Annotated in this window: 23 protein-coding genes and 1 tRNA gene; 20 read left to right on the top strand and 4 right to left on the bottom strand. The window is 65.7% G+C overall.

Features of this window, described 5'->3' with window-relative positions; translation table 11 throughout:
* The first annotated feature begins 24 nt into the window (after window positions 1-24).
* The 13 genes from hisF (at window position 25) to AB4Y63_RS04745 (ending at window position 16,590) form a co-directional block, all read left to right on the top strand.
* Window positions 25-786 (top strand): imidazole glycerol phosphate synthase subunit HisF, encoded by a 762-nt coding sequence (gene hisF / locus AB4Y63_RS04805; RefSeq protein ID WP_441789898.1) that lies wholly within the window; start codon window positions 25-27, stop codon window positions 784-786.
* Window positions 786-1,190, top strand: a complete 405-nt coding sequence (gene hisI, locus AB4Y63_RS04800; protein ID WP_441789897.1) for a phosphoribosyl-AMP cyclohydrolase — start codon at window positions 786-788, stop codon at window positions 1,188-1,190. The genes hisF and hisI overlap by 1 nt, the downstream gene beginning before the upstream one ends.
* 11 nt (window positions 1,191-1,201) lie before the next feature.
* Window positions 1,202-2,734: an anthranilate synthase component I gene (locus tag AB4Y63_RS04795; RefSeq protein WP_441789896.1), complete on the top strand. Its 1,533-nt coding sequence runs from the start codon at window positions 1,202-1,204 to the stop codon at window positions 2,732-2,734.
* On the top strand, window positions 2,735-3,475 hold the full coding sequence (locus AB4Y63_RS04790; RefSeq protein WP_441789895.1) for a Trp biosynthesis-associated membrane protein: 741 nt from the start codon (window positions 2,735-2,737) through the stop codon (window positions 3,473-3,475).
* 36 nt (window positions 3,476-3,511) lie between these two features.
* On the top strand, window positions 3,512-3,736 hold the full coding sequence (locus tag AB4Y63_RS04785; protein WP_441789894.1) for a DUF6704 family protein: 225 nt from the start codon (window positions 3,512-3,514) through the stop codon (window positions 3,734-3,736).
* A 16-nt stretch (window positions 3,737-3,752) separates the two neighbouring features.
* On the top strand, window positions 3,753-4,523 hold the full coding sequence (gene trpC / locus AB4Y63_RS04780) for an indole-3-glycerol phosphate synthase TrpC (RefSeq protein ID WP_441789928.1): 771 nt from the start codon (window positions 3,753-3,755) through the stop codon (window positions 4,521-4,523).
* Window positions 4,524-5,735, top strand: coding sequence for a tryptophan synthase subunit beta (gene trpB / locus AB4Y63_RS04775; RefSeq protein WP_441789893.1), 1,212 nt, complete (start codon window positions 4,524-4,526; stop codon window positions 5,733-5,735).
* Complete coding sequence (trpA, locus tag AB4Y63_RS04770) at window positions 5,732-6,562, top strand: tryptophan synthase subunit alpha (protein ID WP_441789892.1); 831 nt, start codon at window positions 5,732-5,734, stop codon at window positions 6,560-6,562. Before trpB ends, trpA begins: the two co-directional genes overlap by 4 nt.
* Window positions 6,563-6,674: 112 nt before the next feature.
* Window positions 6,675-7,643: a prolipoprotein diacylglyceryl transferase gene (lgt, locus tag AB4Y63_RS04765; protein ID WP_441789891.1), complete on the top strand. Its 969-nt coding sequence runs from the start codon at window positions 6,675-6,677 to the stop codon at window positions 7,641-7,643.
* Between the two features lie 119 nt (window positions 7,644-7,762).
* The gene (gltB, locus tag AB4Y63_RS04760) at window positions 7,763-12,340 is read left to right on the top strand and encodes a glutamate synthase large subunit (protein ID WP_441789890.1); all 4,578 of its coding nucleotides are present in this window, start codon (window positions 7,763-7,765) and stop codon (window positions 12,338-12,340) included.
* Window positions 12,333-13,790 carry a glutamate synthase subunit beta gene (locus tag AB4Y63_RS04755; RefSeq protein WP_441789889.1) on the top strand — a complete coding sequence of 486 codons (1,458 nt, stop codon included), beginning with the start codon at window positions 12,333-12,335 and terminating at the stop codon, window positions 13,788-13,790. The genes gltB and AB4Y63_RS04755 overlap by 8 nt, the downstream gene beginning before the upstream one ends.
* A 61-nt stretch (window positions 13,791-13,851) precedes the next feature.
* A complete protein-coding gene (pyk, locus tag AB4Y63_RS04750) occupies window positions 13,852-15,297 on the top strand; it encodes a pyruvate kinase (RefSeq protein ID WP_441789888.1) in 1,446 nt (481 codons plus the stop codon).
* Between the two features lie 96 nt (window positions 15,298-15,393).
* Window positions 15,394-16,590 carry a low temperature requirement protein A gene (locus AB4Y63_RS04745; RefSeq protein WP_441789887.1) on the top strand — a complete coding sequence of 399 codons (1,197 nt, stop codon included), beginning with the start codon at window positions 15,394-15,396 and terminating at the stop codon, window positions 16,588-16,590.
* 125 nt (window positions 16,591-16,715) lie between these two features.
* On the opposite strand, the gene AB4Y63_RS04740 is transcribed toward AB4Y63_RS04745, so the two are convergent.
* Window positions 16,716-17,639 (bottom strand): EamA family transporter, encoded by a 924-nt coding sequence (locus AB4Y63_RS04740; protein WP_441789886.1) that lies wholly within the window; start codon window positions 17,637-17,639, stop codon window positions 16,716-16,718.
* A 178-nt stretch (window positions 17,640-17,817) separates the two neighbouring features.
* Here AB4Y63_RS04740 and AB4Y63_RS04735 point away from each other — a divergent pair, with 178 nt between their 5' ends.
* The gene (locus tag AB4Y63_RS04735; RefSeq protein WP_441789885.1) at window positions 17,818-18,564 is read left to right on the top strand and encodes a hypothetical protein; all 747 of its coding nucleotides are present in this window, start codon (window positions 17,818-17,820) and stop codon (window positions 18,562-18,564) included.
* 55 nt (window positions 18,565-18,619) lie between these two features.
* Here AB4Y63_RS04735 and AB4Y63_RS04730 read toward each other — a convergent pair whose 3' ends face one another.
* Window positions 18,620-19,207 (bottom strand): Lrp/AsnC family transcriptional regulator, encoded by a 588-nt coding sequence (locus AB4Y63_RS04730; protein ID WP_441789884.1) that lies wholly within the window; start codon window positions 19,205-19,207, stop codon window positions 18,620-18,622.
* Window positions 19,208-19,412: 205 nt separating this feature from the next.
* On the opposite strand from AB4Y63_RS04730, the gene AB4Y63_RS04725 reads away from it, so the two are divergent.
* The 5 genes from AB4Y63_RS04725 to AB4Y63_RS04705 are packed head-to-tail and all read left to right on the top strand — an operon-like array spanning window position 19,413 to window position 24,622.
* Window positions 19,413-20,987 carry an ABC transporter substrate-binding protein gene (locus AB4Y63_RS04725; RefSeq protein ID WP_441789883.1) on the top strand — a complete coding sequence of 525 codons (1,575 nt, stop codon included), beginning with the start codon at window positions 19,413-19,415 and terminating at the stop codon, window positions 20,985-20,987.
* A 14-nt stretch (window positions 20,988-21,001) separates the two neighbouring features.
* On the top strand, window positions 21,002-22,063 hold the full coding sequence (locus AB4Y63_RS04720) for an ABC transporter permease (RefSeq protein WP_441789882.1): 1,062 nt from the start codon (window positions 21,002-21,004) through the stop codon (window positions 22,061-22,063).
* Window positions 22,060-22,908, top strand: a complete 849-nt coding sequence (locus AB4Y63_RS04715; protein ID WP_441789881.1) for an ABC transporter permease — start codon at window positions 22,060-22,062, stop codon at window positions 22,906-22,908. The genes AB4Y63_RS04720 and AB4Y63_RS04715 overlap by 4 nt, the downstream gene beginning before the upstream one ends.
* Before the next feature lie 2 nt (window positions 22,909-22,910).
* Entirely contained in the window at window positions 22,911-23,783 is an 873-nt protein-coding gene (locus AB4Y63_RS04710) for an ABC transporter ATP-binding protein (RefSeq protein WP_441789880.1), read from the top strand.
* Window positions 23,780-24,622 (top strand): ABC transporter ATP-binding protein, encoded by an 843-nt coding sequence (locus AB4Y63_RS04705; RefSeq protein WP_441789879.1) that lies wholly within the window; start codon window positions 23,780-23,782, stop codon window positions 24,620-24,622. Before AB4Y63_RS04710 ends, AB4Y63_RS04705 begins: the two co-directional genes overlap by 4 nt.
* A 157-nt stretch (window positions 24,623-24,779) precedes the next feature.
* On the opposite strand, the gene AB4Y63_RS04700 is transcribed toward AB4Y63_RS04705, so the two are convergent.
* A tRNA-Leu gene (locus AB4Y63_RS04700) sits at window positions 24,780-24,865 on the bottom strand.
* Between the two features lie 38 nt (window positions 24,866-24,903).
* On the opposite strand from AB4Y63_RS04700, the gene AB4Y63_RS04695 reads away from it, so the two are divergent.
* Entirely contained in the window at window positions 24,904-25,509 is a 606-nt protein-coding gene (locus AB4Y63_RS04695; RefSeq protein ID WP_345062536.1) for an ANTAR domain-containing response regulator, read from the top strand.
* A gap of 85 nt (window positions 25,510-25,594) precedes the next feature.
* Here the strand turns inward: AB4Y63_RS04695 and AB4Y63_RS04690 are convergent, their stop codons facing one another.
* The gene (locus AB4Y63_RS04690; protein WP_441789878.1) at window positions 25,595-26,023 is read right to left on the bottom strand and encodes a hotdog fold thioesterase; all 429 of its coding nucleotides are present in this window, start codon (window positions 26,021-26,023) and stop codon (window positions 25,595-25,597) included.
* Between the last annotated feature and the right edge of the window lie 4 nt (window positions 26,024-26,027).

Here is a 26,027-nt window from a genome sequence, read left to right as displayed (position 1 = left end):
CGAAACGGCGAAGGAGTACCGGTCATGACTCTCGCGGTGCGCGTGATTCCCTGCCTCGATGTGGCAAACGGCCGCGTCGTCAAAGGCGTGAACTTTGAGAACCTGCGCGACGCAGGCGATCCGGTCGAACTGGCCCGGCTCTACTACGAGCAGGGTGCCGACGAACTGACCTTTCTCGATGTCACGGCAACGGTCGACAACCGGGCGACGACCTACGACGTGGTGCAGGCCACCGCAGAACAGGTGTTCATCCCGCTGACCGTCGGCGGCGGCATCCGCAGCGTCGAAGACGTCGCGAAGCTGCAGGGGCACGGCGCAGACAAGATCGGCCTGAACAGTGCGGCAATCGCGCGCCCGGCGTTGATCGGCGAGATCGCCGACCGCTACGGCTCGCAGGTGCTCGTGCTCTCTCTCGATGTCAAACGCAGCGACCGCACCGAATCGGGCTTCGTCGTGACCACCCACGGCGGCCGCACCGAGACCGACCTCGACGCGCTCGCCTGGGCAAGAACCGCGATCGAACTGGGCGCGGGGGAGCTGCTGGTCAACTCCATCGATGCCGACGGCACCAAGGCCGGCTTCGACACCGAGCTGATCAGCCTGATGCACGCCATCAGCACGGTTCCGGTGATCGCCTCCGGCGGCGCCGGACGGGTCGAAGACTTCCCGCCGGCCATTCGCGCCGGTGCCGACGCCGTGCTCGCCGCCTCCGTGTTCCACAGCCGCGAACTCACCATCGGCGACGTCAAACGTGAGCTGGCCGACTCAGGAATGCTGGTGCGCTGATGACAACGAACAACGACAACACGGCGGCCGTCGAGACGGCTCTGGACGCTGCGGTGTTCAATTCAGACGGTCTGATCCCTGCCGTCATCCAGCAATACGACACCCATGAGGTGCTCATGCTCGGCTGGATGGACCGCGAGGCGCTCCGCCGCACGCTCCGTGAGGGCCGGGTCACCTTCTGGTCGCGCAGCCGCCAAGAATACTGGCGCAAGGGCGACACGTCCGGCCACGCGCAGTACGTGCACGCCGCGGCGCTCGACTGCGACAACGACACCCTGCTGGTGCAGGTCGACCAAGTCGGAGTCGCGTGCCACACCGGCACGCGCACCTGTTTCGACGGTCGCGACCTCGCCGCCACCCCCGGCCACCGGCCGGATACCACGCCACTGATCTCGCACGAGTAAAGGATCCGAAATTGATCGCCGCGACAGCCGGAACCACGCGCCATGACCAGTTCACCGCACTGGTGAGCGAACACCGGGTGATCCCGGTTGTTCGCGAGCTTTTCGCCGACGGCGAGACGCCGGTCGGCATCTATCGCAAACTCGCCAACGGCGCCCCGGGCAGCTTCCTGCTCGAGTCGGCCGAGCAGGGCGGGATCTGGTCGCGCTTTTCCTTCGTCGGCGTCTCCTCGTTCGGCGTGCTCACCCAGACTGGTGACACGAGCGAGTGGCTCGACTACGGCCTCTCGGCCGAACGTGCTCTCGGCGACGCCATCACCCTCGGCCCGCTTGCCGCGCTCGCCCACCTCTACGCGGCCTGGCAGACCCCGCGGCTGCCCGAACACCCGCCGCTGACCGGCGGCCTCGTCGGCTTCATCGGCTGGGAAGCCATCCGTCAGATCGAGAATCTTCCCGACCAGCCGCCGGCCGACTATGACGTGCCGGGGCAGGCTTTCAGCTTCGTCGCCGACCTCGTCGTGCTCGACCACAAATTCGGCACCGTGCAGCTGATCGCCAACGTTCTGAACGACGGCGTCGACTCTGCGGATGCCCTCTGGAACGACGCGCAGGCCCGTCTCGACAGCCTGCAGGCGCGTCTGGCGGCTCCGTCCGAAGCCTGGGTGTCGACGATCGACCTCTCGACGCTGCCCTCGCCGACCAACCGCACGGAGCGGGCCGATTTTCTGGCGTCGGTCGACACGGCGAAGCAGCACATCGTCGACGGCGACATCTTTCAGGTCGTCATCTCGCAGCGCTTCGATCAGGAGTGCACGGCGCACCCGATCGACGTCTACCGGGTGCTCCGCAGCCTGAACCCGAGCCCGTACATGTATCTGCTCAGCCTCGAGTCACCGGCCGGTGAGCCGTACTGGATTGTCGGCTCGTCACCCGAGGCGCTCGTCAAGGTGCAAAACGGTCGCGTTTTCACTCACCCGATCGCCGGCTCCAAGCCGCGCGGTGCGACTCCGGATGCCGACGCGGACTTCGAGGTGGAGCTCACCGGCGACGCCAAAGAGAAGGCCGAGCACCTGATGCTCGTCGACCTCGCCCGCAACGACCTGCTCAAGGTCTGTGCGGCAGGATCGGTCGAGGTGACCGAATTCATGCGCGTCGAACGATTCAGCCACATCATGCACCTCGTCTCGTCGGTCGAGGGCGATCTGCTCCCCGACAAGAGCGCCATCGATGTCTTCCGGGCGACGTTCCCGGCCGGTACTCTCTCCGGAGCACCGAAGCCACGGGCGCTGGAGATCATCGACGCCCTCGAGCCCGCCCAGCGCGGCGTCTACGGGGGAGTTGTCGGATACTTCGGCTTCGCCGGTGATGCCGACCTGGCCATTGCGATCCGCACGGCGACGATCATCAACGGGGTGGCGCGCGTGCAGGCCGGCGGCGGGCTGGTCGCCGACTCCGACCCGGCGTCCGAGTATCAAGAGTCGCAGAACAAAGCCGCGGCGCCGCTGCGCGCGGTCGCCGTGGCGAACCAGATGGCGCGGGTGTTCTAGATGACACAGTCACCGGCCGGAACGCCGGCTCAGAAGCAGGCCAGGGCAGCCGCCTCCCGCATCAAACTGCTCATCATCGTCGCAATTCTGCTCGGCAGCGGACTCGCTCTGCTGGCCTGGACGCAGACCTGGGTGACAACCACCATTTTCAGTCACTCCGGCGGCGCCCAACAGCTCGAGATCGACGGTGCAATCGCAGCCCCGGCCCTGACGGCCCTGGCACTGGCCGGACTCGCCCTCGGCGGCGCACTCACCATTGCCGGGCCGATCATCCGCATTGTTCTCGGCGTTCTCGAGGTGCTCCTCGGCGTCTCGGTGGGCATCGCGGCGTATGGCGCGGTGAGCGATCCGGCCGGCGCGAGCGCAGGCGCCATCACCAAGCTGACCGGCGTGGCCGGCAAGCACGCCGGCGACGGCGTCGTGACCACGAGCCTGACATTGTGGCCGTATCTGGCCCTCATCGCGGCGGTCATCATGGTCGCCGCCGGTGTCGCGGTTCTCGTCACCTCATCACGCTGGCCCGGGGCGACGAGTCGTTTTCAGGCGACCCGGTTGGAGCCGGTCGCCGGCGCTGACGAGTCGACCGACATTTCGACCGACGGCACGACTGACGGCAGCGGCGACGGCTCGGGGCCGGCCGCATCCGCCCGCCCCGACACGAAAACCGACCGCAGCACCAGCTCCGGCGACTCAATCGGCGACTGGGACGACCTGAGTCGTGGCGAAGACCCAACCCGCTAGACTTGGCATGAACATCAACACACTTCAAGGAGCAGTATGAGCATCGAGTCCATCGACCCCGGTCACGGCCATTCGCCGGCAGCATGGACCGCCGTCATCATCATGCTTCTCGCCTTCACCATTGGAACCGTCGCGTTCTTCCTGGAGATGGCGTGGCTGGTATGGGCGTCGGCCGGTCTCCTCGTCGTCGGACTCATTGTCGGCTACGTCATGTCGAAGGTCGGCTACGGCGTCGCAGACTCTGCTCCGGCGAACCACTAGTTTCGTGGCGACCGACCTGCTGACCGACCTTCTGGCCGGCTCACTCGCCGACGCCGAAGCACGTGAAGCGGTGAGTTCACTCGCCGTTGTCGAACAGGCTGCACTTCTGCGGGTGCCCGCACTCGACGCGCTGGCCGTTCTGGCTCCGGCCGACCGGGTGAAGATCATCGCCGAAGTGAAGCGGGCCAGCCCGTCGCGCGGTGCCCTGGCCGACATCGTCGATCCAGCGGCACTCGCCCTCAACTACGAGTCCGGCGGAGCCAGCGCGATCAGCGTGCTCACCGAAGGCCGCAAGTTCAAGGGCTCGCTCGCCGACCTTGAGCAGGTGAAGGCAGCGGTACGCATCCCCGTGCTGCGCAAAGACTTCATCGGCAACGCGTACCAGGTCTTCGAAGCGCGGGCCGCCGGTGCAGACCTCGTACTCTTGATCGTCGCGGCGCTCGACCAGAGCACCCTGGCGTCGCTGCACAGCCTCATCAACGAGCTCGGCATGACCGCGCTGGTTGAAACCCACAGTGCCGATGAGGTCAGCCGAGCCATCGACATCGATGCCCGGCTCGTCGGCGTGAACGCCCGCGACCTGGCGACCTTCGAGCTCGACACCGAACTCTTCGGCCGTTTGTCCGGCTCCATCCCCTCCGGTGTGGTGAAAGTGGCTGAGTCCGCCGTCAAGACGGCGGCGGATGTCGCCCACTACCGGGTAGCAGGCGCCGACGTCGTTCTGGTCGGCGAAGCCCTCGTGACCAGCGATCCCCTCCGTACCCTTTCCGAGTTTCTGGCGGTCTAAATGTCCCTACGTACTGAATCCGGCCCGTACTTCGGCGAGTTCGGCGGGCGGTGGGTGCCGGAATCGCTCGTCGCCGCGCTCGACGAGCTCACCGCTGAGTACGAACTGGCGAAGCAAGACCCCTCGTTCGCCGCTGAGCTGATGGAGCTGCACAAGACCTACACCGGTCGCCCGTCGATCATCACCGAGGTGCCGCGGTTCGCCGCGCACGCCGGCGGGGCACGCATCATCCTCAAGCGTGAAGACTTGAACCACACCGGTTCGCACAAGATCAACAATGTGCTCGGCCAGGCCCTGCTCACCAAGCGCATCGGCAAGACCAGAGTCATCGCCGAAACCGGTGCAGGTCAGCACGGCGTCGCCACCGCGACCGCCGCCGCCCTGTTCGGTCTCGACTGCGTCGTCTACATGGGCGAGGTCGACACCGAGCGTCAGGCTCTCAACGTGGCCCGGATGCGTCTGCTCGGCGCTGAAGTGATCCCCGTCACCGCGGGCTCCCGCACCCTGAAAGACGCGATCAACGAAGCGATGCGTGACTGGGTCACCAACGTGGAGACCACCAACTACATCTTCGGAACTGTGGCCGGCCCGCACCCGTTCCCCGCCATGGTGCGCGACTTTCAGAAGATCATCGGTGAAGAGGCGCGCCAGCAGGTTCTCGATCTCACCGGTCGTCTCCCCGATGCAGTGACCGCCTGCGTCGGCGGCGGGTCGAATGCGATGGGCATCTTCCACGCGTTCCTCGACGACGCCGACGTCGCACTCTACGGCTATGAAGCTGCCGGCGAGGGTGCTGAGACGCCCCGTCACGCGGCAACGATCACCAAAGGAAGCCCCGGTGTGCTGCACGGCGCCCGCAGCCTCATGCTGCAGGATGCCGACGGCCAGACGTTGGAGTCGCACTCGATTTCTGCCGGTCTGGACTACCCGGGTGTCGGCCCGGAGCACGCGTGGCTGGCCAGCATCGGTCGTGCCACCTACCTACCCGTCACCGACGATGAGGCGATGCACGCCCTCCGCCTGCTCAGCCGCACCGAAGGCATCATCCCGGCCATTGAGTCCTCGCACGCCCTCGCCGGCACGCTGGAACTCGGCAAGCGCCTCGGCCCCGACGCGACGATCCTGGTGAACCTCAGCGGTCGTGGCGACAAAGACATGGAGACCGCGGGTCGATACTTCGATCTGCTCGACGAAGGTGCGGAACAGTCGTGACCGAACAGAAGCAGAGCACCGGTTCGACCAGCACCGGTTCGACCAGCACCGTCGAGCGCACCATCGCGGCACGGCGTGAGGCGGGCTCCGGCGCGCTGATCGGCTACCTCCCCGTCGGCTTCCCGAGCCTGGGGGAGAGCATCGATGCTGCCGTCGCCCTGGTCGAGAACGGCGTGGACGTCATCGAACTCGGCGTCCCCTACTCCGACCCCGTCATGGACGGCCCGGTCATCCAGGTCGCCACTCAGCGCGCATTGGCCGACGGCTTCCGGCTGCACCACGCTTTCGAAGCGGTGTCGGCGATCACTGCGCAGGTTTCGGCGCCGATTCTGCTGATGACCTACTGGAATCCCGTGCTGCAGTACGGCGTCGACCGGTTCGCCGACGACCTGGCCGCGGCCGGTGGAGCCGGGTTGATCACGCCGGACCTCATCCCCGATGAGGCCGACGCCTGGCTCGCCGCCAGTGAGCGCACCGGTCTCGACCGCGTCTTCCTGGCCGCGCCCTCGTCATCCGACGCCCGGATCAAGCAGGCCGTCGAGGCCAGCCGTGGCTTCGTCTACGCGGTCTCGACCATGGGCATCACCGGTGCACGCGCGGATGTCGACGCTGCGGCACGTGTGCTCATCGAACGGCTGCGTCTGGCCGGTTCGACCAGCGCCTGCGTCGGTATCGGTGTCTCAACCCCCGACCAGGTGCGCGAGATCCTGGGCTACGCCGACGGCGCGATCGTCGGCTCCGCCCTGGTGAAGGCACTCACCGATGGGGGTATCGACGCGCTCGGCACCCTCGCCGCCCAGCTCGCTGCCGGTACCCGCGCACTCTAGCCACCCGCGGTGGTGCTGAGCCTCCGCAGTCTGAAAACTAAGATAAGTTGACCGAGGCGCTCGATTGGGCGCTGAAAGTGACTCGCGTCACGACGTGAAAGGTAGTACCGAGGTGTCGTTTCCCCTGAGCATCCCCAGCCCCGACTGGAGCTATTTCGACCTCGGACCGTTCAGGATTCACGCCTACGCGCTGTGCATTCTCGCCGGCATCATCGTCGCCACCGTGATGACCTCTCGCCGCCTGACCAAGCGTGGGGCTGAGCCGGGCATCGTGCTCGACATCATTCTGTGGGCGGTGCCGCTCGGAATCGTCGGCGCACGCATCTACCACGTGCTCACCCACCCGGGGGACTACTTCTACCCCGGCGCCGATCTGCTGCGCACGCTCTACATCTGGGAGGGCGGCAACGCCATCTTCGGTGCGCTGCTCGGTGGCGCCGTCGGTGCGTTCATCGGATGCCGGATGACGGGCATCCGCTTCTGGTCGTTCGCTGACGCTCTCGCGCCCGGCATGCTCGTCGCCCAGGCGATGGGTCGCCTCGGCAACTGGTTCAACCACGAACTCTTCGGCCAGCCGACCACCCTGCCCTGGGGTCTGCAGATCGAGTCGACGAATCCGGCGTTCCCGGCGGGTCTTCCGGCCGGAACTTTGTTCACTCCGACGTTCCTCTACGAAATTATTTGGAACTTGCTCGGCGTCGCCGTTCTGCTCTACCTGGAGCGCAAATTCACCCTCCGTTGGGGCAAAGCGTTTGGCGTCTATCTCATCTGGTATGGACTGGGTCGCACCTATTTTGAGTCGATTCGCCTCGACCCAAGCGAGATTTTCTTCGGAATCCGCACAAATGTCTGGGCAGCCCTGTTGGCGATTCTGATCGGTCTTTTGATCATCATCATTCAGAACCGGGAGCACACCGGGATCGAATTGAGCCCCTACGTGCCCGGTCGTGAGTGGAGCGCTCCCGATGCTGATGTAGAATCTGACGACACCGAGTCCGAAGTAGATGGCGGCGGCAATGAAGCCTCTGATTCCACCGGATCGGCGGAGCACGCGGCCACAAGCAGAAGCGTCTCGAACTGAGAGATCCCGTCACCACCCCCCTGATCACGGCCCGTTACCCGGTCGATCTGGTGGCGTCTCTCTTCCCCTAGCGGGCCAGCGTCGTCCCTCGCTATCACTTTGCATGTGAGGACGGTTTCATGGCAGTCAAGCCTCCCTTCTCGCGGTTTGGCACAATGCCGGAACCGCAGGGACTCTACGATCCGGCTGAGGAGCGTGACGCCTGCGGGCTCGCGATGGTCGCCACATTGCGCGGCACCGCGGGGCACGACATCATCACGTTGGCCCTCGACGCTCTGCGCAACCTGGAGCACCGCGGTGCTGTCGGTTCGGATGCGGGCACGGGCGACGGGGCGGGAATCGTCACCCAGATTCCCGACGCGTTCTTGCGGGACGTCGTCGACTTCACCCTGCCGGCTCCCGGACGCTACGCGGTCGGGAACGTGTTCCTGCCGACCGACCCGACGGCGCGGAGCGCCATCAAGCGGTCGATTGCGGCGATCGCCGCCGCCGAGAGCCTCGCGGTTCTCGGCTGGCGCGAGGTGCCGGTCCGGCCCGACGAGGTCGGCAACCTGGCACGGGCCGCCATGCCGGCCATCCAGCAGTTGTATGTGCAGAGCACGCTCCTGACCGAGACCGGTGCCTTGGTCGGCGGCATTGCCCTCGACCGCCAGACCTGGCGACTGCGGAAGCGCGCCGAGCGGGAGCTCGAGGTGTACTTCGCCTCGCTGTCCTGTCGCACCATGGTCTACAAGGGCATGGTCACCACGCTGCAGCTCGAACCCTTCTACCCCGACCTGTCCGACCCGCGGTTCGCGTCGAAATTGGCGCTCGTGCACTCCCGCTACTCGACCAACACGTTCCCGTCGTGGCCGCTCGCGCAGCCGTTTCGGATGATCGCCCACAACGGTGAGATCAACACCGTGCAGGGCAACCGCAACTGGATGCGCGCCCGCCAGTCGCAGCTCGAATCAGAGCTGCTCGGCGAACTCGCCCCGCTGCTGCCGATCGTCACTCCCGGCGCCAGCGACTCCGCCTCCTTCGATGAGGTCGTCGAACTGCTCAGCCTCTCCGGCCGGTCGCTGCCGCACGCGGTGATGATGATGGTGCCGGAAGCCTGGGAGAACCAGCCGGACCTCGAGGCCGAGCGCCGCGACTTCTACGAGTACCACTCGATGCTGATGGAGCCGTGGGACGGCCCGGCCGCGATCGTCTTCACCGACGGTTCCCTCGTCGGCGCGACCCTCGACCGCAACGGGCTTCGCCCCGGCCGCTACCTGATCACCGACGACGGCCTCGTCGTGCTCGCCAGCGAGATCGGTGTCCTCGACATCGATCCGAGCCGCGTCGTGCGCAAGGGACGTCTGCGTCCCGGCAAGATGTTCCTCGTCGACACCGTCGCCGGTCGTCTGATCGAAGACGAAGAGATCAAGGCCGAACTCTCGGCGAGCGAGCCGTGGGGCGAATGGCTGGATGCCGGACGCATCAACCTGAAGGACCTGCCGGAGCGCGAGCACATCGTGCACCCGCCGGCATCCGTCGTGCGGCGTCAGCGCACCTTCGGGTACACCGAAGAAGAAGTGCGATTGCTGCTCACGCCGATGGCCCGCACCGGTGCGGAGCCTCTCGGCGCCATGGGCACCGACACGCCGATCGCCGTTCTCGCCGAGCGCCCGCGCCTGCTGTTCGACTACTTCACCCAGCAGTTCGCCCAGGTCACGAACCCGCCGCTCGACTCGATCCGCGAAGAGGTCGTCACCTCGCTCAAGCTCGCCCTCGGCCCGGAGCGCAACCTGCTCTCGGCCGGTGCGGAGCACGCCCGCCAGGTCGTGCTCGACTTTCCGGTCATCGACAATGATGAGCTCGCGAAGATCCAGCACATCGACCCGCGACCGGGCAGCCGGCTGACGTCCACCATCCGCGGTCTCTACCGTTTCGATGAGGGGCCGGACGCACTCGAAAACCGCATCACCGCGATCTGCGCTGAGGTCGATGAAGCGATCGACGCGGGAGCCCACTTTCTGGTGCTCTCCGACCGGGACTCGAACAAGGACCTCGCCCCCGTCCCGTCGCTGCTGCTCATCGCCGCCGTGCACCACCACCTGATCCGCACCGAGAACCGGATGAAGGTCGGCATCGTCGTCGAAGCCGGCGACGTGCGCGAAGTGCACCACGTGGCGCTGTTGATCGGCTACGGCGCCTCCGCCGTCAACCCGTATCTCGCGATGGAAACCTGCGAGAACCTCGTGCGCAGCGGTGCGATCACCAACGTGACGCCCGAGAAGGCCGTGTACAACCTGATCAAGGCACTCGGCAAGGGTGTGCTGAAGATCATGTCGAAGATGGGCATCTCGACGGTGTCGTCGTACGCCGGCGCGCAGGCCTTCGAGGCGATCGGCCTCGACCAGGACTTCGTCGCACGCTACTTCACCGGAACGACGAGCAAGCTCGGCGGCATCGGCATCGACGTGATCGCGGCCGAGAACCTCGACCGCCACACCGCGGCCTACCCGGAAGACACCGCGATCACCGCCCACGAACGGTTGAACACCGGCGGCGAGTACCAGTGGCGCCGCGGGGGACCGCCCCACCTGTTCAACCCGGACACCATCTTCAGGCTTCAGCACTCGACCCGCACGCGTCGCTACGACATCTTCCGTGAATACACGAAGCTCGTCGACGACCAGGCGGCCGAGTTGATGACTCTGCGCGGACTGTTCGGGCTCAACCCCGGCGCCCGCAAGCCGGTGCCGCTCGATGACGTCGAGTCTGTCGCCTCGATCGTCAAGCGGTTCTCCACCGGTGCGATGAGCTACGGCTCCATCTCGCAGGAGGCCCACGAGACACTCGCCATCGCCATGAACCGGCTCGGCGGCAAGTCGAACACCGGTGAGGGCGGCGAAGACCTCGAGCGCCTGCTCGACCCCGAGCGTCGCAGTGCGGTCAAACAGGTCGCCTCCGGCCGGTTCGGTGTCACGAGCATGTACCTCACCCACGCCGACGACATCCAGATCAAACTCGCCCAGGGCGCCAAGCCCGGTGAGGGCGGCCAGCTGCCGCCGACCAAGGTGTACCCCTGGGTGGCGCGCACCCGTCACGCCACGGCCGGCGTCGGCCTCATCTCGCCGCCCCCGCACCACGACATCTACTCGATCGAAGACCTCAAGCAGCTGATCTTCGACCTCAAGCGAGCCAACCCGAAGGCGCGCATCCACACCAAACTGGTCAGCCAGTCGGGTATCGGTGCGGTGGCCGCTGGCGTCGCCAAGGCGCTCTCCGACGTGATCCTGGTGTCGGGCCACGACGGCGGAACCGGCGCCAGCCCGGTCAACTCGCTGAAGCACGCCGGCACCCCGTGGGAGCTCGGCCTGGCCGAGACCCAGCAGACGCTGATGCTGAACGGGATGCGTGACCGCGTTGTCGTGCAGGTCGACGGCCAGTTGAAGACCGGCCGCGACGTGATCATCGGCGCGCTCCTCGGCGCAGAAGAGTTCGGCTTCGCCACGGCGCCGCTGATCGTCGAGGGCTGCATCATGATGCGGGTCTGCCACCTGGACACCTGCCCGGTCGGCGTCGCCACCCAGAATCCGGAACTGCGGAAGCGCTTCACGGGTCAGGCCGACCACGTCGTGAACTTCTTCGAGTTCATCGCCCAGGAGGTGCGCGAATACCTCGCCGAACTCGGCTTCACGAGTCTCGAGCAGGCCATCGGGCACCGCGAAATGCTCAACATGAACGGCGCGATCGAACACTGGAAGGCCTCCGGTCTCGACCTGTCTCCCATCCTGATCGGCCCGGACTTCTCCGACTCAGAACCCCGCCAGTTCTCGCGTCCGCAGGACCACGAACTCGAGGCTCACTTCGACAACGAGCTGATCCGCCAGAGCGCCGGAGTTCTCGAACACGGCGGTCAGATCAACATCGCACTGCCGATTCGCAACACCGAGCGCGCCGTCGGCACCATGCTCGGCCACGAAGTCACCCTCCGTCACGGCGCCAACGGCCTGCCCGCCGACTCGATCAGCGTGACGCTGACAGGAAGCGCCGGGCAGTCCTTCGGTGCGTTCCTGCCGAGCGGAATCACCCTGCACCTCGAGGGCGACTCGAACGACTACGTCGGCAAGGGGCTCTCCGGTGGTTCGATCACCGTGCGCCCCGACCGCAACAGCGTCTTCCCGGCCGAACGCAACGTCATCGCCGGCAACGTCATCGGGTACGGCGCCACCCAGGGCAGCATGTTCATCCGCGGCATCGTCGGTGAACGCTTCCTGGTGCGCAACTCCGGTGCGACGGCCGTCGTCGAAGGGGTCGGAGACCACGCCCTCGAATACATGACCGGCGGTCTCGCCCTGATCCTCGGCGGAACCGGGCGCAACCTCGGCGCCGGCATGTCCGGTGGCACCGCGTATGTCTATGGCCTCCGCACCGAGAACGTCAACCGGCAGTCGCTCGACTCCGGCGAGCTCGAACTGCAGGAGCTCGGAAGTGCCGATCGTGAAATCGTGCGCGACCTGCTCGAACAACACCGCGACCTGACAGAGTCGGCGCTTGCCGCACGCCTGCTGGCCGACCTCGACACCACCATGTCGACCTTCGTCAAGGTGCTGCCGCGTGACTACGCCGCCGTGCTGTCGACCCGCCAACAGGCGCTCGACGAAGGCCTCGACCCCGATGGCGACATCGTCTGGAACCGCATCTTGGAGGTAACCAATGGCTGACCCGAAGGGATTCCTGAAGACGACGGAGCGTGAACTTCCCGCCCGTCGCCCGGTATCCGTGCGTTTGATGGACTGGAAAGAGGTGTACGAGCAGGGCGACGCCGCTGTTCTGAAGCGTCAAGCCGGCCGGTGCATGGACTGCGGTGTTCCGTTCTGTCACCAGGGTTGCCCACTCGGCAACCTGATTCCCGAATGGAACGACCTCACCTGGCGGGACGAGGGCGCCCAGGCCATCGAGCGCCTGCACGCCACGAACAACTTTCCCGAATTCACCGGCCGGCTCTGCCCGGCACCGTGTGAATCGGCGTGCGTGCTCAGCATCAACCAGCCCGCCGTCACGATCAAGCAGGTCGAGGTCTCGATCATCGACCAGGCCTTCGCCAACGGATGGGTCACCCCCCAGCCGCCCGGACGCCTGAGCGGCAAGACGGTCGCCGTGGTCGGTTCCGGGCCGGCCGGCCTCGCGGCCGCCCAGCAGCTGACCCGGGCCGGGCACACCGTCGCCGTGTTCGAGCGCGACGACCGGATCGGCGGACTGCTGCGGTACGGCATCCCCGACTTCAAAATGGAGAAGAAGCACCTGGAAGGCCGCCTCGCCCAGATGGCTGCCGAAGGAACCCGGTTCCGTGCCGGCGTGAACATCGGTGTCGACATCACCTGGGATGACCTGCGTGCCCGCTACGACGCGGTCGTGATCGCCACGGGCGCCCTCGTGCCGCGAGACCTGCCGATTCCCGGCCGCGACCTGGCCGGCGTTCACTTCGCGATGGAATACCTCGTGCAGCAGAACAAGGTCGGCGCCGGCGACAGTGTGCACGCGCAGATCACCGCGGAAGGCAAGCACGTCGTCGTTCTCGGCGGCGGCGACACCGGAGCAGACTGCATCGGAACTGCGCACCGTCAGCTCGCCGCATCCGTCACCAACCTGGCGATCGGAACCCAGCCGGGCCACGAACGCCCGAGCAACCAGCCCTGGCCGATGTCGCCGACCCTGTTCGAGGTGCAAAGCGCACACGAAGAGGGCGGGACACGCCAGTTCCTCGCGTCGACGGTTGAATTCCTGGCCAATGAGGTCGGCGAAGTTCGTGCGATTCGAGTCGCCGAAACCGAGTACATGGATGGCCGTCGTGTGCCGAAAGCGGGCACTGAACGGGAGATTCCCGCGGATCTGGTGCTGCTGGCGCTCGGCTTCACCGGACCTGAATCAGACGATCTGTCTGCTCAGCTGCAGATTCCGTTCGATCTGCGCGGTAATGTCGAACGTGCCGGTGATTACCAAACCAGTCGTGAAGGAGTCTTCGTGGCTGGTGACGCCGGACGTGGCCAGTCACTGATCGTCTGGGCCATTGCTGAAGGCCGCGCTGCAGCGGCAGCCGTCGACGAGTATCTCGTCGGCAGCACTCGACTTCCCTCGCCGGTCAAGCCGACCGACCGACCGATTTCGATCTAACACTCTTTCATTACCCGCAAGAAATGCGCCGACAGGGCGCGGAAAACGGAGAATTACCAGAATGAGACGCGCGAAAATCGTTGCCACCCTCGGGCCGGCAGCATCGAGCTACGAGCAGATTCGGGCGATCATCGATGCCGGCGTCGACGTATGCCGCATGAACCTCAGCCACGGCACTTATGCGGTCCACGAAGGCGTCTACGCCAACGTGCGCAAGGCAGCCAATGACTCCGGTCGTGCCATCGCCGTGATGGTTGACCTGCAGGGCCCGAAGATCCGCCTCGGTAAGTTCGAAGGCGGACCCTACGACCTCGCTGTCGATGACATCTTCAAGATCACCACCGAAGACATCCTGGGCAACCAGCAGATCTGCGGCACCACGTTCAAGGGCCTGCCCCAGGACGTGAACCCCGGCGACTTCCTGCTGATCGATGACGGCAAGGTCAAGGTCCAGGTTGTCGAAACGGATGGCGTCGTCGTCACCACCAAGGTGATCGTCGCCGGCCCGGTCTCGAACAACAAGGGCATCAACCTGCCCGGCGTTGCCGTCAACGTTCCCGCTCTGTCGGAGAAGGACGAAGACGACCTGCGTTGGGGCATGAAGCTCGGCGCCGACCTGATCGCGCTGTCGTTCGTGCGTGACGCCGCCGACATCAAGCGCGTTCACGAGATCATGGACGAAGAAGGCCGCCGCGTTCCGGTCATCGCCAAGATCGAGAAGCCGCAGGCTGTCGACAACCTCGAAGAGATCATCGACGCCTTCGACGCAATCATGGTCGCCCGTGGCGACCTGGGCGTCGAGCTTCCGCTCGAAGCCGTGCCGATCGTGCAGAAGCGCGCCGTCGAGATCGCTCGCCGCATGGCGAAGCCGGTCATCGTTGCCACGCAAATGCTCGAATCGATGATTCACAGCCCCGTGCCGACGCGCGCCGAAACCTCCGACGTGGCCAACGCCGTGCTCGATGGCGCCGACGCCGTGATGCTGAGTGGTGAGACGAGCGTGGGCGAATACCCGGTCGTCACCGTGCAGACCATGGCGCGCATCGTCGACTCGACCGAGGTGCACGGCCTGGAGCGCATCCAGCCGCTGACCGTCAAGCCGCGCACGCAGGGTGGTGCGATCACTCTCGCCGCCAGCGAGGTCGCCCAGTTCGTCGACGCGAAGTACGTGTGCATCTTCACGGAGTCCGGCGACTCCGTGCGTCGCATGGCGCGCATCCGCTCGCAGATCCCGATGATCGCCTTCACGCCGGAGCCCGGCATCCGTCGTCGTCTGGCGCTGACCTGGGGCGTGCAGACGTACCTCGTCGACCGCGTCACGCACACCGACGCGATGTTCGCTCAGGTCGACACGATCCTGCTGGGCGAAGGCCTGGCCGAGGTCGGTGACAAGGTTGTGGTGATCTCCGGATCCCCTCCCGGAATCATCGGATCGACCAACGACATCCGGGTCTACCGGGTCGGCGACGCTCACAACGAGGTCGCACCCGCCTACGCCAAGAAGTAGGTAGAGCAGTTCAAAGCCCCGCTTCCGCGTCGTCACAGACAGGCAGGCGGGGCTTTGTCGTGCGCGCGGCACGGGAACGCGGACTACGCTGGCGCCGTGGCCACAGCCGAAGAGCCAAACGGGGGCGCGGATGCCGCGGGTGCGGAGTCCGAGTCCACCGCGCGCACGCCCCGCCGGGCGAACTGGTTGGAGCTGTTCTTCGATCTGGTGATGGTGGCGTTCGTCGGCCAGCTCGCCCTCGGAGTGCATGGCGACCCGCATCCGCTGCAGTTTCTGACTTTCGCCGTCTTGTTCTTCCCTGCCTGGTGGGCGTGGGTCAACGTGATGCTCACCCTCAACCTGTTCGGCGAACGCGTGACCGGAAAAATCTGGCTGATGGTCAGCGTGGCGATGTTCGCCGTCGGGATGATGGCGGCGGCCAGTATCGGCGGGCTCGGCGACCGGGCCTGGGCCTATGCCCTCGGCAACGCCATTCTGCGACTGATGCTGTTCTTCGCCTGGTGGACGCAGGGGCGTCGAAACGGCGTCGCCTGGTATCGGCCGGTGCTGTACTGCGGCGTCACGGCCGTGCTCTGGGCGGTGTCGGCCGTCGTGCCACCGCCCGGGCGCTATCTGCTCTGGGCGATAGCCATCGGGATCGAAGTGGTGTTGCTCGCGTTTCTCGGTCGTGAATCGTCTTGGTTGCGTCAAGCGCTGAACATCGACCACGTGACCGAGCGCGTCGGACTCTTCGTCGTCATCGTGTTCGGGGAATCAGTGCTCGCGGTCTTCGCCGAGTGGAGTGCCAGCTGGAGCGTCGCATCCGGGCTCACCGCACTCCTCGCGTTCGCCGCCATCGCGTTGCTGGCCTGGGCGTTCTTCACCTACAGTGCCGACAGCGCCGAGCGCAGCTGGCGGCGCCTGCACGCCGCGGGAAACATCGGCGCTCTCCGTGACACGGTGATGTATCTGCCGTTCCTGCTCGTCAGTTCGATCGTGCTGTTGGCTGCGGGGCTCGGCACCGCCGTGGCCGATCCGCTGGAACCAATTTCACCGGGGGCAGCGGCCGCGGTGTCCGGCGGCATCGCGCTGTTCTACGGCACGAATGCCCTGATCGCGTTGCGCTACCGCGAGCGGCTGCGCGACGTGCTGCGCTGGGCGCCTGTCGGGGTGCTGCTGCCGTTGGCATTGCTGGTGCTGACGCCGTTCGTGACGGCCACCGGGTACGTGGCGGGAGCCGTCGCGGCGGTCGGGCTCATGGCGGCGCGGGCGGAGTGGCATCGTCGGCGAGCTCTCACGCCCGTCGCCCGCTGAGGCGTCGGGTGGCCGCACGGGTGTGTGTCAGCCTGAGCTATGAGCCGCGCGGGTCGAAAACCGCGGCGCGCGCTGAGCTCAACGCGCGTGACGGTTTCCAACGCGCGCGGCGCACCCGGGTCGCCTCAGGCTTGTTCGGGTGCGGCGACCGCGGGCAGTGAGAGCGACTTCGATTGCGCCTTGCCGGCCAGCCAAATGACGACGCCGCCGGACACCACCACGAGCAGGATCCCGATGACCACGGATGCGGTCAGCACCTGGCCGAGCAGAACGGCGCCGATGACCGCGCCCATCACCGGGTCGATCGCGAACAGGGTGCCGACCAGGCGCGGCGACGTCACCCGTACCGCGATGAAATCGAGGCTGAACGCCAGGGCCACTCCGATGAGCCCGGAGGCGGCGAGAATCAGCCAGGCCTGGCCGTCGACCCGGGGGAGTGCCTCAATCGAGAAGGGCGCCAGCAGGACGGCACCGACCATGACGGATAGGGTGAGTCCGTCCAGCCCGTCCGAGCTTTCCCCGACACGACCGGCGAGCACGGTGTATCCGCCGAAAGCGACGGCAGCGCCCAGACCGAACGCGAGCCCGATCCAGGTCATGCCGCCCGACGGATTGCTGACGAGTGCCACGCCGATCAGCGTCGCGACGGGTAAAAGCGCTTCCCAGCGCAGCCGTGTGGCAAATACCGCAACGGCGAGCGGGCCGAGGAACTCCAAAGTGACGGCGATGCCGAGTGGGAGGTGCACGAGAGCGTTGTAGAAGAGCACGTTCATCGCGGCCATCGCGACTCCGTAGAGAACGATGCCGAGCCAGGCAGTGGTGCTTCGCCCGCGCAGACGGGGCCGGAAGACGACGAGCAGCACAGCCGCGGCAATCGCCATCCGCAGCCCACTGACGCCCAGCGTTCCAACGCTGTCGAACAACTCTGAGGCGAGTGCTGCAGACACCTGGATGCTCAGCGAGCCGCCGAGTACGAGGGCTGCGGCAGCGAGGGGAGCGAGGTGCGGGCGGTTGATGAGCGGGCCTTCCAGAGCGGATCGTGTCGGCAACTCTACCGGCGTACGGGGAGGAATCAGAATAGGAGCGTAAACAGGCCGTCAAGACGTTTTGTATCTGCATGCAGAGAAAGGGTGGGCAAAAGTCGCAGAATTCACCATGATTTCAAGATCATCTGGACTGATTTCGACCTGTTTCTATACAGACCGGGGTTCCGCCATACTCGACACCGTGACCGCTGAACAGACAACTCTCGCCATTCCCACCTCGATCGACGGAATTGAATTCGTCATGACGTCCTCGACCGGAAGCGAGGTCGCCGACTCGGCCCCCACCCGCTTTCACTACCGGCAGGACGGGCAGATGGTCTGGGGCGACTATGTGGGCGACACCGTCAGCGTCGGACGCTTTGTCGGACGCCGTGACGGCGACACCATCACCATCTGCTTCGCCCACCGCCTCAGTGGCGGCCCAGAGATTGTGCTGGGCACGGCCACCAGCGAACTGCAGCGGACCGAAGACGGCGCTCTGCGTCTCTTCGAGACCTTCGAGAAGGACGGCGAGCTGCACACGAGCGTCTGCATCGAAGCCCCCGCCGCCAGCGACTCCACCGACCGGGACCTCGTCTCGGTTGCGAGCGAGGGTTTCCCGATGATCGATGGAGCCGCGTTTCTCCTCGAGAGCACGACGGCGAGTGTCGTGAGCGAGAATCCGACCCGTTTCGAATTCCGCGAGGCAGCCGGCATCGTCTGGGGCACGTATCGCGGCGACACGGTCACGACCGGGCACTGCGTCGGGCGCTATCGCGACGGCGTGCTTGATGAGTACTTCGTGCACCATGTCGTCGCCAGCGACGCCACCCTGCTCGGCGACAGCAGCACCCGCGTGCAGACGCGAGAGGACGGGCGCCTCGAATTGGTGGAGGACTTCGTGCTTGACGGCGTGCCCGGGTACAGCGTCTGCGTTCAGGTTTCCTGAGCCTGAGCCCGGCTGACTGAGCCGCACCCGGCCGGGGCCCGCCCGGCCGGGGGCTCTACCGGCCGAGACCCTGCCTGCTCGGATCCACGCGGGTGAACCGGGTGAGTCCGATCTGGGCTGCCGCGGGTTCTCGTGGGGGCAGGTCGCTGGGGAGAAGAAACGGCCGATCGAAGATCTCGTCGAGAACGAGTACCGTCTCGACCGATTTGACCTCGGGCAGCGCCGCCAGGGTGCCGATGACGAAGTCGTGGATCGCACCGACCTCATTGGCCCGAACCAGCAGCATGACGTCGTGCTCGCCGGTGGTGATCCGGCACGACTCGACAGCCGTCATCTGCTCGATCCGGCTGCGGAACGAGCTCCACATCTGCGGATGAATGGAGAGGAACACGAGCGAGCAGATGCCGAGGCCGGCCTTGGCCGGATCGACCTGCGCGGTGAAGCCGGTGATGACACCCTCGTCAATCATCTGTTCGACCCGCGTGTAGACGTTCGCGCGCGAAACATTCACTCGTTCGGCCAGTGCGGCCATCGAAATTCGGCCGTTTTCCCGGAGTTCAGCAAGAATTCGCAGATTGGTCTCGTCGAGGGGCAGCGGCGATTGTCCACTCGAAGGAGAGACACCGCTTGCTTTGCTAGACATATTGATGAATTTCTCCTTCGCGCAAGACACAAGTTCTGTCGATTAGGGCTTTGATTGGACAGACTAGCGCCATCTGTGCAAATCTCAACCAAAGCCGTCCAGAGGCATATTCATCGGACGGCAGCGTGGAGCATCCCCTCAGCCTGGCTTTTCGCGGCAACGATGCTCGATTTACAACCCCTGAGTTCACAGAAGGAGTTCCCCCTTGCGTAAGAACACCCGAATTGTCACGACGGCCCTCGGCCTGACCGTGGCGTTGACCCTGACCGGCTGCGCAGCCGGTGCACCGAGCGGCGACGCAGCAGCACCGACGAGCGTCGTGATCGACACGGCTTTCACCCTCGAGACCGGCGATCCGGGCCGCAACTACGTCCCGACCGGCTACATGGTCTCCAAGGCCGTCTATGAGACCCTCCTCGACTTCAAGGGTTCCGACGAGAGCACTCCGGTCGACGGCCTGGCCAGCTACACCCAGAACGACGACGCCACCGAGTTCACCTTCACGCTCGACGCCGACCGCGTCTTCTCCGACGGCACCCCGGTCACCGCCGACGACGTTGTATTCTCCCTCAACCGGGTCAAGGGCATGACCGAGAGCAAGGCGAACTTCTTGATGGAGGGCATCGAGGTCACGAAGGTCGACGACCACACCGTCCTGCTGACCACGGTAACCCCGTCGCTCAAGCTGCCGGCACTCATGACCAACCCGTCCCTGGCCATCCTGAACTCCAAAGTCGTGATCGAAAACGGCGGAACCACCGACAACACGGATGCCGCCGAGAAGTTCCTCAACGGAACGTCGGCCGGTTCAGGCCCCTACATCATCGACTCCATCGACTTCGAGTCGCAGGTCGTGCTCACCGAAAATGAGAAGTACAACGGTGCAGAGGACCCCGACTTCTCACGGGTCGTCATTCGCAGCGTCTCGGAGAGCGCAACGCAGAAGATGAACCTCGAAGGTGGAGACTCCCAGGTCGCCATCGACCTGAGCGGTGACCAGGTTGCCGGCCTCGGCAAGGGTGTCACCGTCACCTCGACCCCGTCGGCCCAGACGATCTTCCTGCTGCTGAACCAGAACGCCGACGTCAGCCCCGTCACCTCGAAGCCGGAATTCGTTTCGGCCGTGCGCTACGCGCTCGACTATGACGCGCTGCTCGAGCTCGCCGGTGCCGGCTCCGAGCAGGCGACCGGCGTCATCCCGCCGTCGTTCCTCGGCGCACTGACCGATGGCGTCAAGCAGGACCTCGCCGCTTCGAAGAAGGCACTCGCCGCATCGGGCTATGCCGGTGAGACCGTGACACTCGAGTACCCGAACGACTACCCGGTCGGTGGCGTGAGCTTCACCCCGCTGGCCGAGCGTGTCCAGTCTCAGCTGGCTGAGGCCGGAATCAACATCGAGCTCGCTCCGGCACCGTTCACCACGCAGATCGACGAGTACGTCAACGGACGCGAAGGCTTCAGCATCTGGTTCTGGGGCCCCGACTACGCCGACTCGGCGAACTTCCTGCCGTTCGCTGCGGGCGCCAAGGTCGGCCTGCGCGCCGGCTGGACCGCCGAGCAGAACCCGTCGGTCGTTGCACTCGCTGCGGCCGCCGAGAACGCCACGAGCATGGACCAGCGTGCCGGCGCGTTCAGCGCATTCGCACAGAGCCTGCAGGAGCAGGGCCCGTTCGTACCGTTGATCGTTCCCGGCTCGAACATCGCGACGGCTGACTTCATCTCGGGTGTCTCGTACAACTCGACGTGGACGATGGACATCGCCGAGCTGCAAGCTAAGTAGAAGGAACCATCAGCGTGGGAAACACCACCCGCGCGACCCGCACGTCCCCGGCCAGGTCCGCCCTGGCCGGGTACGTGCTTCGTCGCCTCGGAATGTCTGTACTGCTGTTGTTCGGCGTCACCCTCGTGACGTTCACTCTCGCGAACCTCGTTCCGGGCAACCCGATCGTGGCTGCTCTCGGTGAGGGCGCAGCGAGCAACCCCGCCACCGTCGAGGCGTACATCGCCAAGCACGGACTCGACCAGCCGCTGCCCGTGCAGTACTTCACCTACCTGGCCAATCTGTTCCAGGGCAACATGGGCGTGTCGCTCCGCACCGGCCAGCCCGTCGCGACCGACCTGCAGAAAGCGCTGCCGGCCACGTTCGAAGTGGCGATCGGTGCGATCATCGTCAGCCTCGCGCTCGGCGTGACCCTCGGCTCGATCGCCGCCTACCGTCGAGGCAAGATTAGCGATCAGCTCGTGCGCGTGCTCTCGTTGATCGGCCTGAGCATCCCGACGTTTTGGATGGCGCTGGTCAGCTTCAATTTCTTCTTTCTGCAGTTGCGCATCGCACCCGGTTCCGGCCGACTCTCGCCAATCCTCAGCCCGCCGCCCACGGTGACCGGGCTGTACACGGTCGACGCGCTGCTGGCCGGTCAGTGGACCACCTTCATGGATGCCCTGGCGCACCTCATGCTGCCGGTCTTCGTGCTGTCACTGTTCACCATCGGTCTGCTGACCCGCTTCGTGCGCACCTCGGTGCTGGAGGTGCTCGACGCCGACTACATCAGGGCCGGCCGGGCCAAGGGCCTCAGCGGCTCGAGGATGCTTTTCGGCTATGTGCTGCGCGGAGCCTCACTGCCGATCCTGACCATCGTCGGGCTTGCTTTCGGCTCCCTGCTCTCCGGCACCGTTCTGGTCGAGGCAGTGTTCGCCTGGCCGGGCCTCGGCACCTACGCCTTCAACTCGGCAACCAGCCTCGACCTGCCCGGCGTGATGGGCGTCGGACTTGTCGTCGGCTTCATCTACCTGGCCATCAACTTCGCCGTTGACCTGCTCTACGGCGTGCTCGACCCGAGAGTGAGACTCGCATGAGGCGCCGCTGGTACCGCGTTCCGAAAGCCTGGGTGACGCCGCTCGGCATCATCGGCCTCGTCGTCGGACTGTTCTGGGTCGTCGTCGCCTTCACGGCTCCGCTCTGGGTTCCGTTCAATCCGCTCGCGCAGGACCTTCCGCGCCTGCAGGCGCCGGGAATCGACACGATCATGGGCACGGATGCCCTGGGTCGCGACATCTTCTCCCGGTTGATGACCGGCGCAAGCGTCACGATCCCGCTCGCGCTGCTGCTCGTGGTGCTCTCGATGGTCGTCGGCACCCTCATCGGGGCGATCGCCGGCTACTTCGGCAAATGGGTCGACGAGGTGCTCATGCGCATCACCGACCTGGTGATGGCATTTCCCACCGTCATCCTCGCCATGGTCGTCGCTGCGGCACTCGGCCCGTCGTTGTTCAACGCCGTGATCGCCGCGTTCGTCGTCTCCTGGCCGCAGTACGCCCGCATGACGCGCAGCATCGTGCTGGGCCTCCGCAGCCAGAACTACGTGATGGCCGGCCGCCTGCTCGGCTTCTCGCCCGGCAAAACACTCCGGGTCGACATCGCCCCGAACGTGGTCGGCCCGATCCTCGTGCTCGCGAGCCTCGACATCGGAACGGCGATCCTGCTGCTCTCCGGACTGTCGTTCCTCGGGCTCGGTGCTCAGCCGCCGACCCCGGAGTGGGGATCGATGATCTCGGCCGCGATGGCGAACTTCGACAGCTGGTGGATCGGCGTCTTCCCCGGCCTGGCCATTCTCACCGTCGTGATGGCGTTCAACTTCATCGGCGACTCGTTGCGTGACATTTTCGATCCGACGTCGCAGCTCGGCCGGACAGGAGTCTGATCATGACCGCAACACTCACCGCTGAAAGAATCACCCCGGCCCCCGTTCTGCGGGTGCGCGACCTCACGATCGCCATCGGTGCGAAGAAGAGCCCCAAACCGATCGTCACGGGAATCAGTTTCGACCTGATTCCCGGACGCATTCAGGGCCTGGCCGGGGAATCCGGCTCGGGTAAGACCGTCTCGTCCCTGGCGATCCTCGGCTTGCTGCCGGCGAACGCCGTCGTGGGCGGGTCGATCGAACTCGATGGCACTGAACTGATTGGGATGGGCCGCCGGGCTCTGAACAACATCCGTGGCCGTCGCATCGCGATGATCTTTCAAGACCCGTCGTCGAGCCTGCACCCGCAGATCATGGTCGGCGCGCAACTCACCGACCATGTGCGCCGGCACCTCGGCTTGAACGCGGCGGATGCCAGGGCTCGGGCAGTCGAGTTGCTCACCCGCGTGCGCGTGCCGAGTCCCGAGGAAGCGCTGCGGCGCTACCCGCACCAGTTCTCTGGCGGGCAACGGCAGCGCATCGCCATCGCGATCGCACTGGCCTGCGACCCGGTCGTGCTGCTTGCCGACGAGCCGACCACCGCGCTCGACGTGACGGTGCAGGCCGGCATTCTGCACCTGCTGAAAGACCTCGCACTCGAGCGCAACCTCGCGGTTCTGCTCGTCACTCATGATCTCGGTGTGATGAGCGCGATCGCCGACGACGTCGCGGTCATGCGCCACGGGGCGATCGTCGAGTCCGGCCCGAGAGCGCAGATCTTCGGATCGCCGGAACACGCCTATACCCGCGAACTCCTGGACTCCCTGCCCGGAGCACAGGAGGGTCCATCGAGCCGCGATCTGATCGTGGCCGCACGTGAAGAGGATGCCCGATGAGCGCACTGCTGAACGTCACGAACCTCGTGGTCGAGTATCACGGCACGCAGGTCGTGCGGGCCGTCGACGACGTCTCCCTCTCGATCGAACCCGGTGAGGTTCTCGCCCTCGTCGGTGAGAGTGGATGCGGAAAATCCAGCCTGGCCCGCGCCGTCGTCGGCATGGAGAAGCCGCGTTCCGGCAGCGTCAGCTACCGGGGGAGCACGGTGCCACTGCTCGGTGTGCGCCGTCGGGACAAACAGTTCACCTCGATTCAGATGGTGTTCCAGGACCCCAACTCCTCGTTGAACCCGCGCGTGCGCGTCGGCCAGCAGATCAGCGAGGGCATCACCACAGCCCTGGCCCGTGGCGAGGCCGGTTCGGTGCCCGAAGAGTGGCTGGAGCGGGTCGGACTAACGACCTCGATGGTGGGGCGCTATCCGTCAGAACTCTCCGGCGGTCAACGCCAGCGCGTCGCCATCGCCCGCGCCCTCGCGGCGCGCCCGGACCTGCTCGTCGCCGACGAGCCCATCTCGGCGCTCGACGCGTCGAGCCAGGCCTCGGTCGCCGACATGATGCGTCGGCTCGCCCTCGATGCCGGAGCCGGGCTCCTCTTCATCTCGCACGACCTCGCGATCGTCCGGTTGATCGCCGACCGCACCGTCGTGATGTATCGCGGAAAAATTGTGGAGTCGGGCGTGTCGCACCACATCTGGAATGACCCGGTGCACCCGTACACCCAAGCCCTGCTGTCGGCGATCCCTGAGCCGGACGGCAAGGGAAACCTGCCCGCCGCGCCGGCGGCCGAAGCCCCGGCAGAATGGCGCAGCGAGATGCCCAGCGCGCTCGGCCGCGGGTAGTACGTAGAAGTAGACGAGCGTCGGGCGCGCACGCGTCTGGCGAATTGGCAGGGAGCCGGGGAGTGTTTCTCCCCGGCTCCCTGCCTTACGTGTGCCCGCAATGCAGAAGACCCCCGCACATCCTGCGATTCACAGGGATGTACGGGGGTCTTCGTGATGGTGCCGGTGGTGGGACTTGAACCCACACGTCCTTTCGAACAAAGCATTTTGAGTGCTCCGCGTCTGCCATTCCGCCACACCGGCTCACAACACCTCGATCAGAATACCGTAAGGTTTTAGGTGTGACCGACCAAGACACTACCCCCGCTCCTCCCCGCCGCGTTGTCGTCGCGGAGGATGAGTCCCTTATTCGCCTCGATATCGTCGAGATTCTCCGTGACAACGGCTTCGAAGTGGTCGGCGAAGCTGGCGACGGCGAGACCGCTGTCGCCCTGGCGCGCGAACTTCGCCCCGACCTCGTCATCATGGATGTCAAGATGCCGCAGCTCGATGGCATCAGCGCCGCAGAGCGCCTCTCCAAGGAGCACATCGCTCCGGTTGTGCTGCTGACGGCCTTCAGCCAGAAGGAGCTCGTCGAGCGTGCCAGCGAAGCCGGCGCCCTCGCCTACGTGGTGAAGCCGTTCACCCCGAACGACCTCCTTCCCGCCATCGAGATCGCCCTCTCGCGCTACAGCCAGATCATCACGCTCGAAGCCGAGGTCGCCGACCTCGTCGAGCGTTTCGAGACCCGCAAGCTCGTCGACCGGGCCAAGGGCCTGCTCAACGAGAAGATGGGCCTGAGCGAGCCCGAAGCCTTCCGTTGGATTCAGAAGGCATCGATGGACCGCCGGTTGACCATGCACGATGTCTCCCAGGCGATCATCGAGCAGCTCAGCGCCAAGAAGTAGCTCAAGCCAAGAAGTAACACTTTTCACCAGACACACAGAAAAAGCCCGGCCGATATCGGCCGGGCTTTTCTATTGCTGCAGGAGGTCAGGCTGAGTAGCCGGAGACATCCTTGATCAGGTTCGTGATGCGGATGGTCGAGCAGCGTCGGCCCGAATCGTCGGAGACGGCGATCTCGTGCGTGGTGAGCGTGCGCCCGAGGTGAATCGGAGTGCACACTGCCGTCACCTGCCCGGATGTCGCCGAACGGGTGTGCGTCGCGTTGATTTCGATTCCGACGGCGAGCTTTCCGGCCCCGGCGTAGAGGTTGGCGGCCATCGAACCGAGCGACTCGCCGAGAACGACATACGCGCCGCCGTGCATCAGCATCGCCGGTTGAGTGTTGCCCTCCACCGGCATCGTCGCCACCGAACGCTCAACCGAGAACTCGATGAACTCGATGCCCATCTTGTCGGCGAGGGCCCCGAGGCCCCGCTCCTTGACCCAGTCGAGGGCATCCGCAGTTTGATCGATCATGGTC

The organism is Leifsonia sp. YAF41 (assembly GCF_052113185.1).
Lineage (GTDB): Bacteria > Actinomycetota > Actinomycetes > Actinomycetales > Microbacteriaceae > Cryobacterium.
The sequence above is the reverse complement of the archived record's forward strand: the minus strand, read 5'-3'. Positions and strand labels throughout refer to the sequence as shown.

Excerpts from the sequence above, each read along its gene's own strand:
- AB4Y63_RS04790 (WP_441789895.1), top strand. The coding sequence starts at position 2,735 with ATGACACAGTCACCGGCCGGAACGCCGGCTCAGAAGCAGGCCAGGGCA.
- hisI (WP_441789897.1), top strand. The coding sequence starts at position 786 with ATGACAACGAACAACGACAACACGGCGGCCGTCGAGACGGCTCTGGAC.
- hisF (WP_441789898.1), top strand. The coding sequence starts at position 25 with ATGACTCTCGCGGTGCGCGTGATTCCCTGCCTCGATGTGGCAAACGGC.
- AB4Y63_RS04710 (WP_441789880.1), top strand. The coding sequence starts at position 22,911 with ATGACCGCAACACTCACCGCTGAAAGAATCACCCCGGCCCCCGTTCTG.
- AB4Y63_RS04755 (WP_441789889.1), top strand. The coding sequence starts at position 12,333 with ATGGCTGACCCGAAGGGATTCCTGAAGACGACGGAGCGTGAACTTCCC.
- AB4Y63_RS04730 (WP_441789884.1), bottom strand. The coding sequence starts at position 19,207 with ATGTCTAGCAAAGCAAGCGGTGTCTCTCCTTCGAGTGGACAATCGCCG.
- AB4Y63_RS04785 (WP_441789894.1), top strand. The coding sequence starts at position 3,512 with ATGAGCATCGAGTCCATCGACCCCGGTCACGGCCATTCGCCGGCAGCA.
- AB4Y63_RS04715 (WP_441789881.1), top strand. The coding sequence starts at position 22,060 with ATGAGGCGCCGCTGGTACCGCGTTCCGAAAGCCTGGGTGACGCCGCTC.
- gltB (WP_441789890.1), top strand. The coding sequence starts at position 7,763 with ATGGCAGTCAAGCCTCCCTTCTCGCGGTTTGGCACAATGCCGGAACCG.
- trpB (WP_441789893.1), top strand. The coding sequence starts at position 4,524 with ATGTCCCTACGTACTGAATCCGGCCCGTACTTCGGCGAGTTCGGCGGG.
- AB4Y63_RS04690 (WP_441789878.1), bottom strand. The coding sequence starts at position 26,023 with ATGATCGATCAAACTGCGGATGCCCTCGACTGGGTCAAGGAGCGGGGC.
- pyk (WP_441789888.1), top strand. The coding sequence starts at position 13,852 with ATGAGACGCGCGAAAATCGTTGCCACCCTCGGGCCGGCAGCATCGAGC.
- AB4Y63_RS04705 (WP_441789879.1), top strand. The coding sequence starts at position 23,780 with ATGAGCGCACTGCTGAACGTCACGAACCTCGTGGTCGAGTATCACGGC.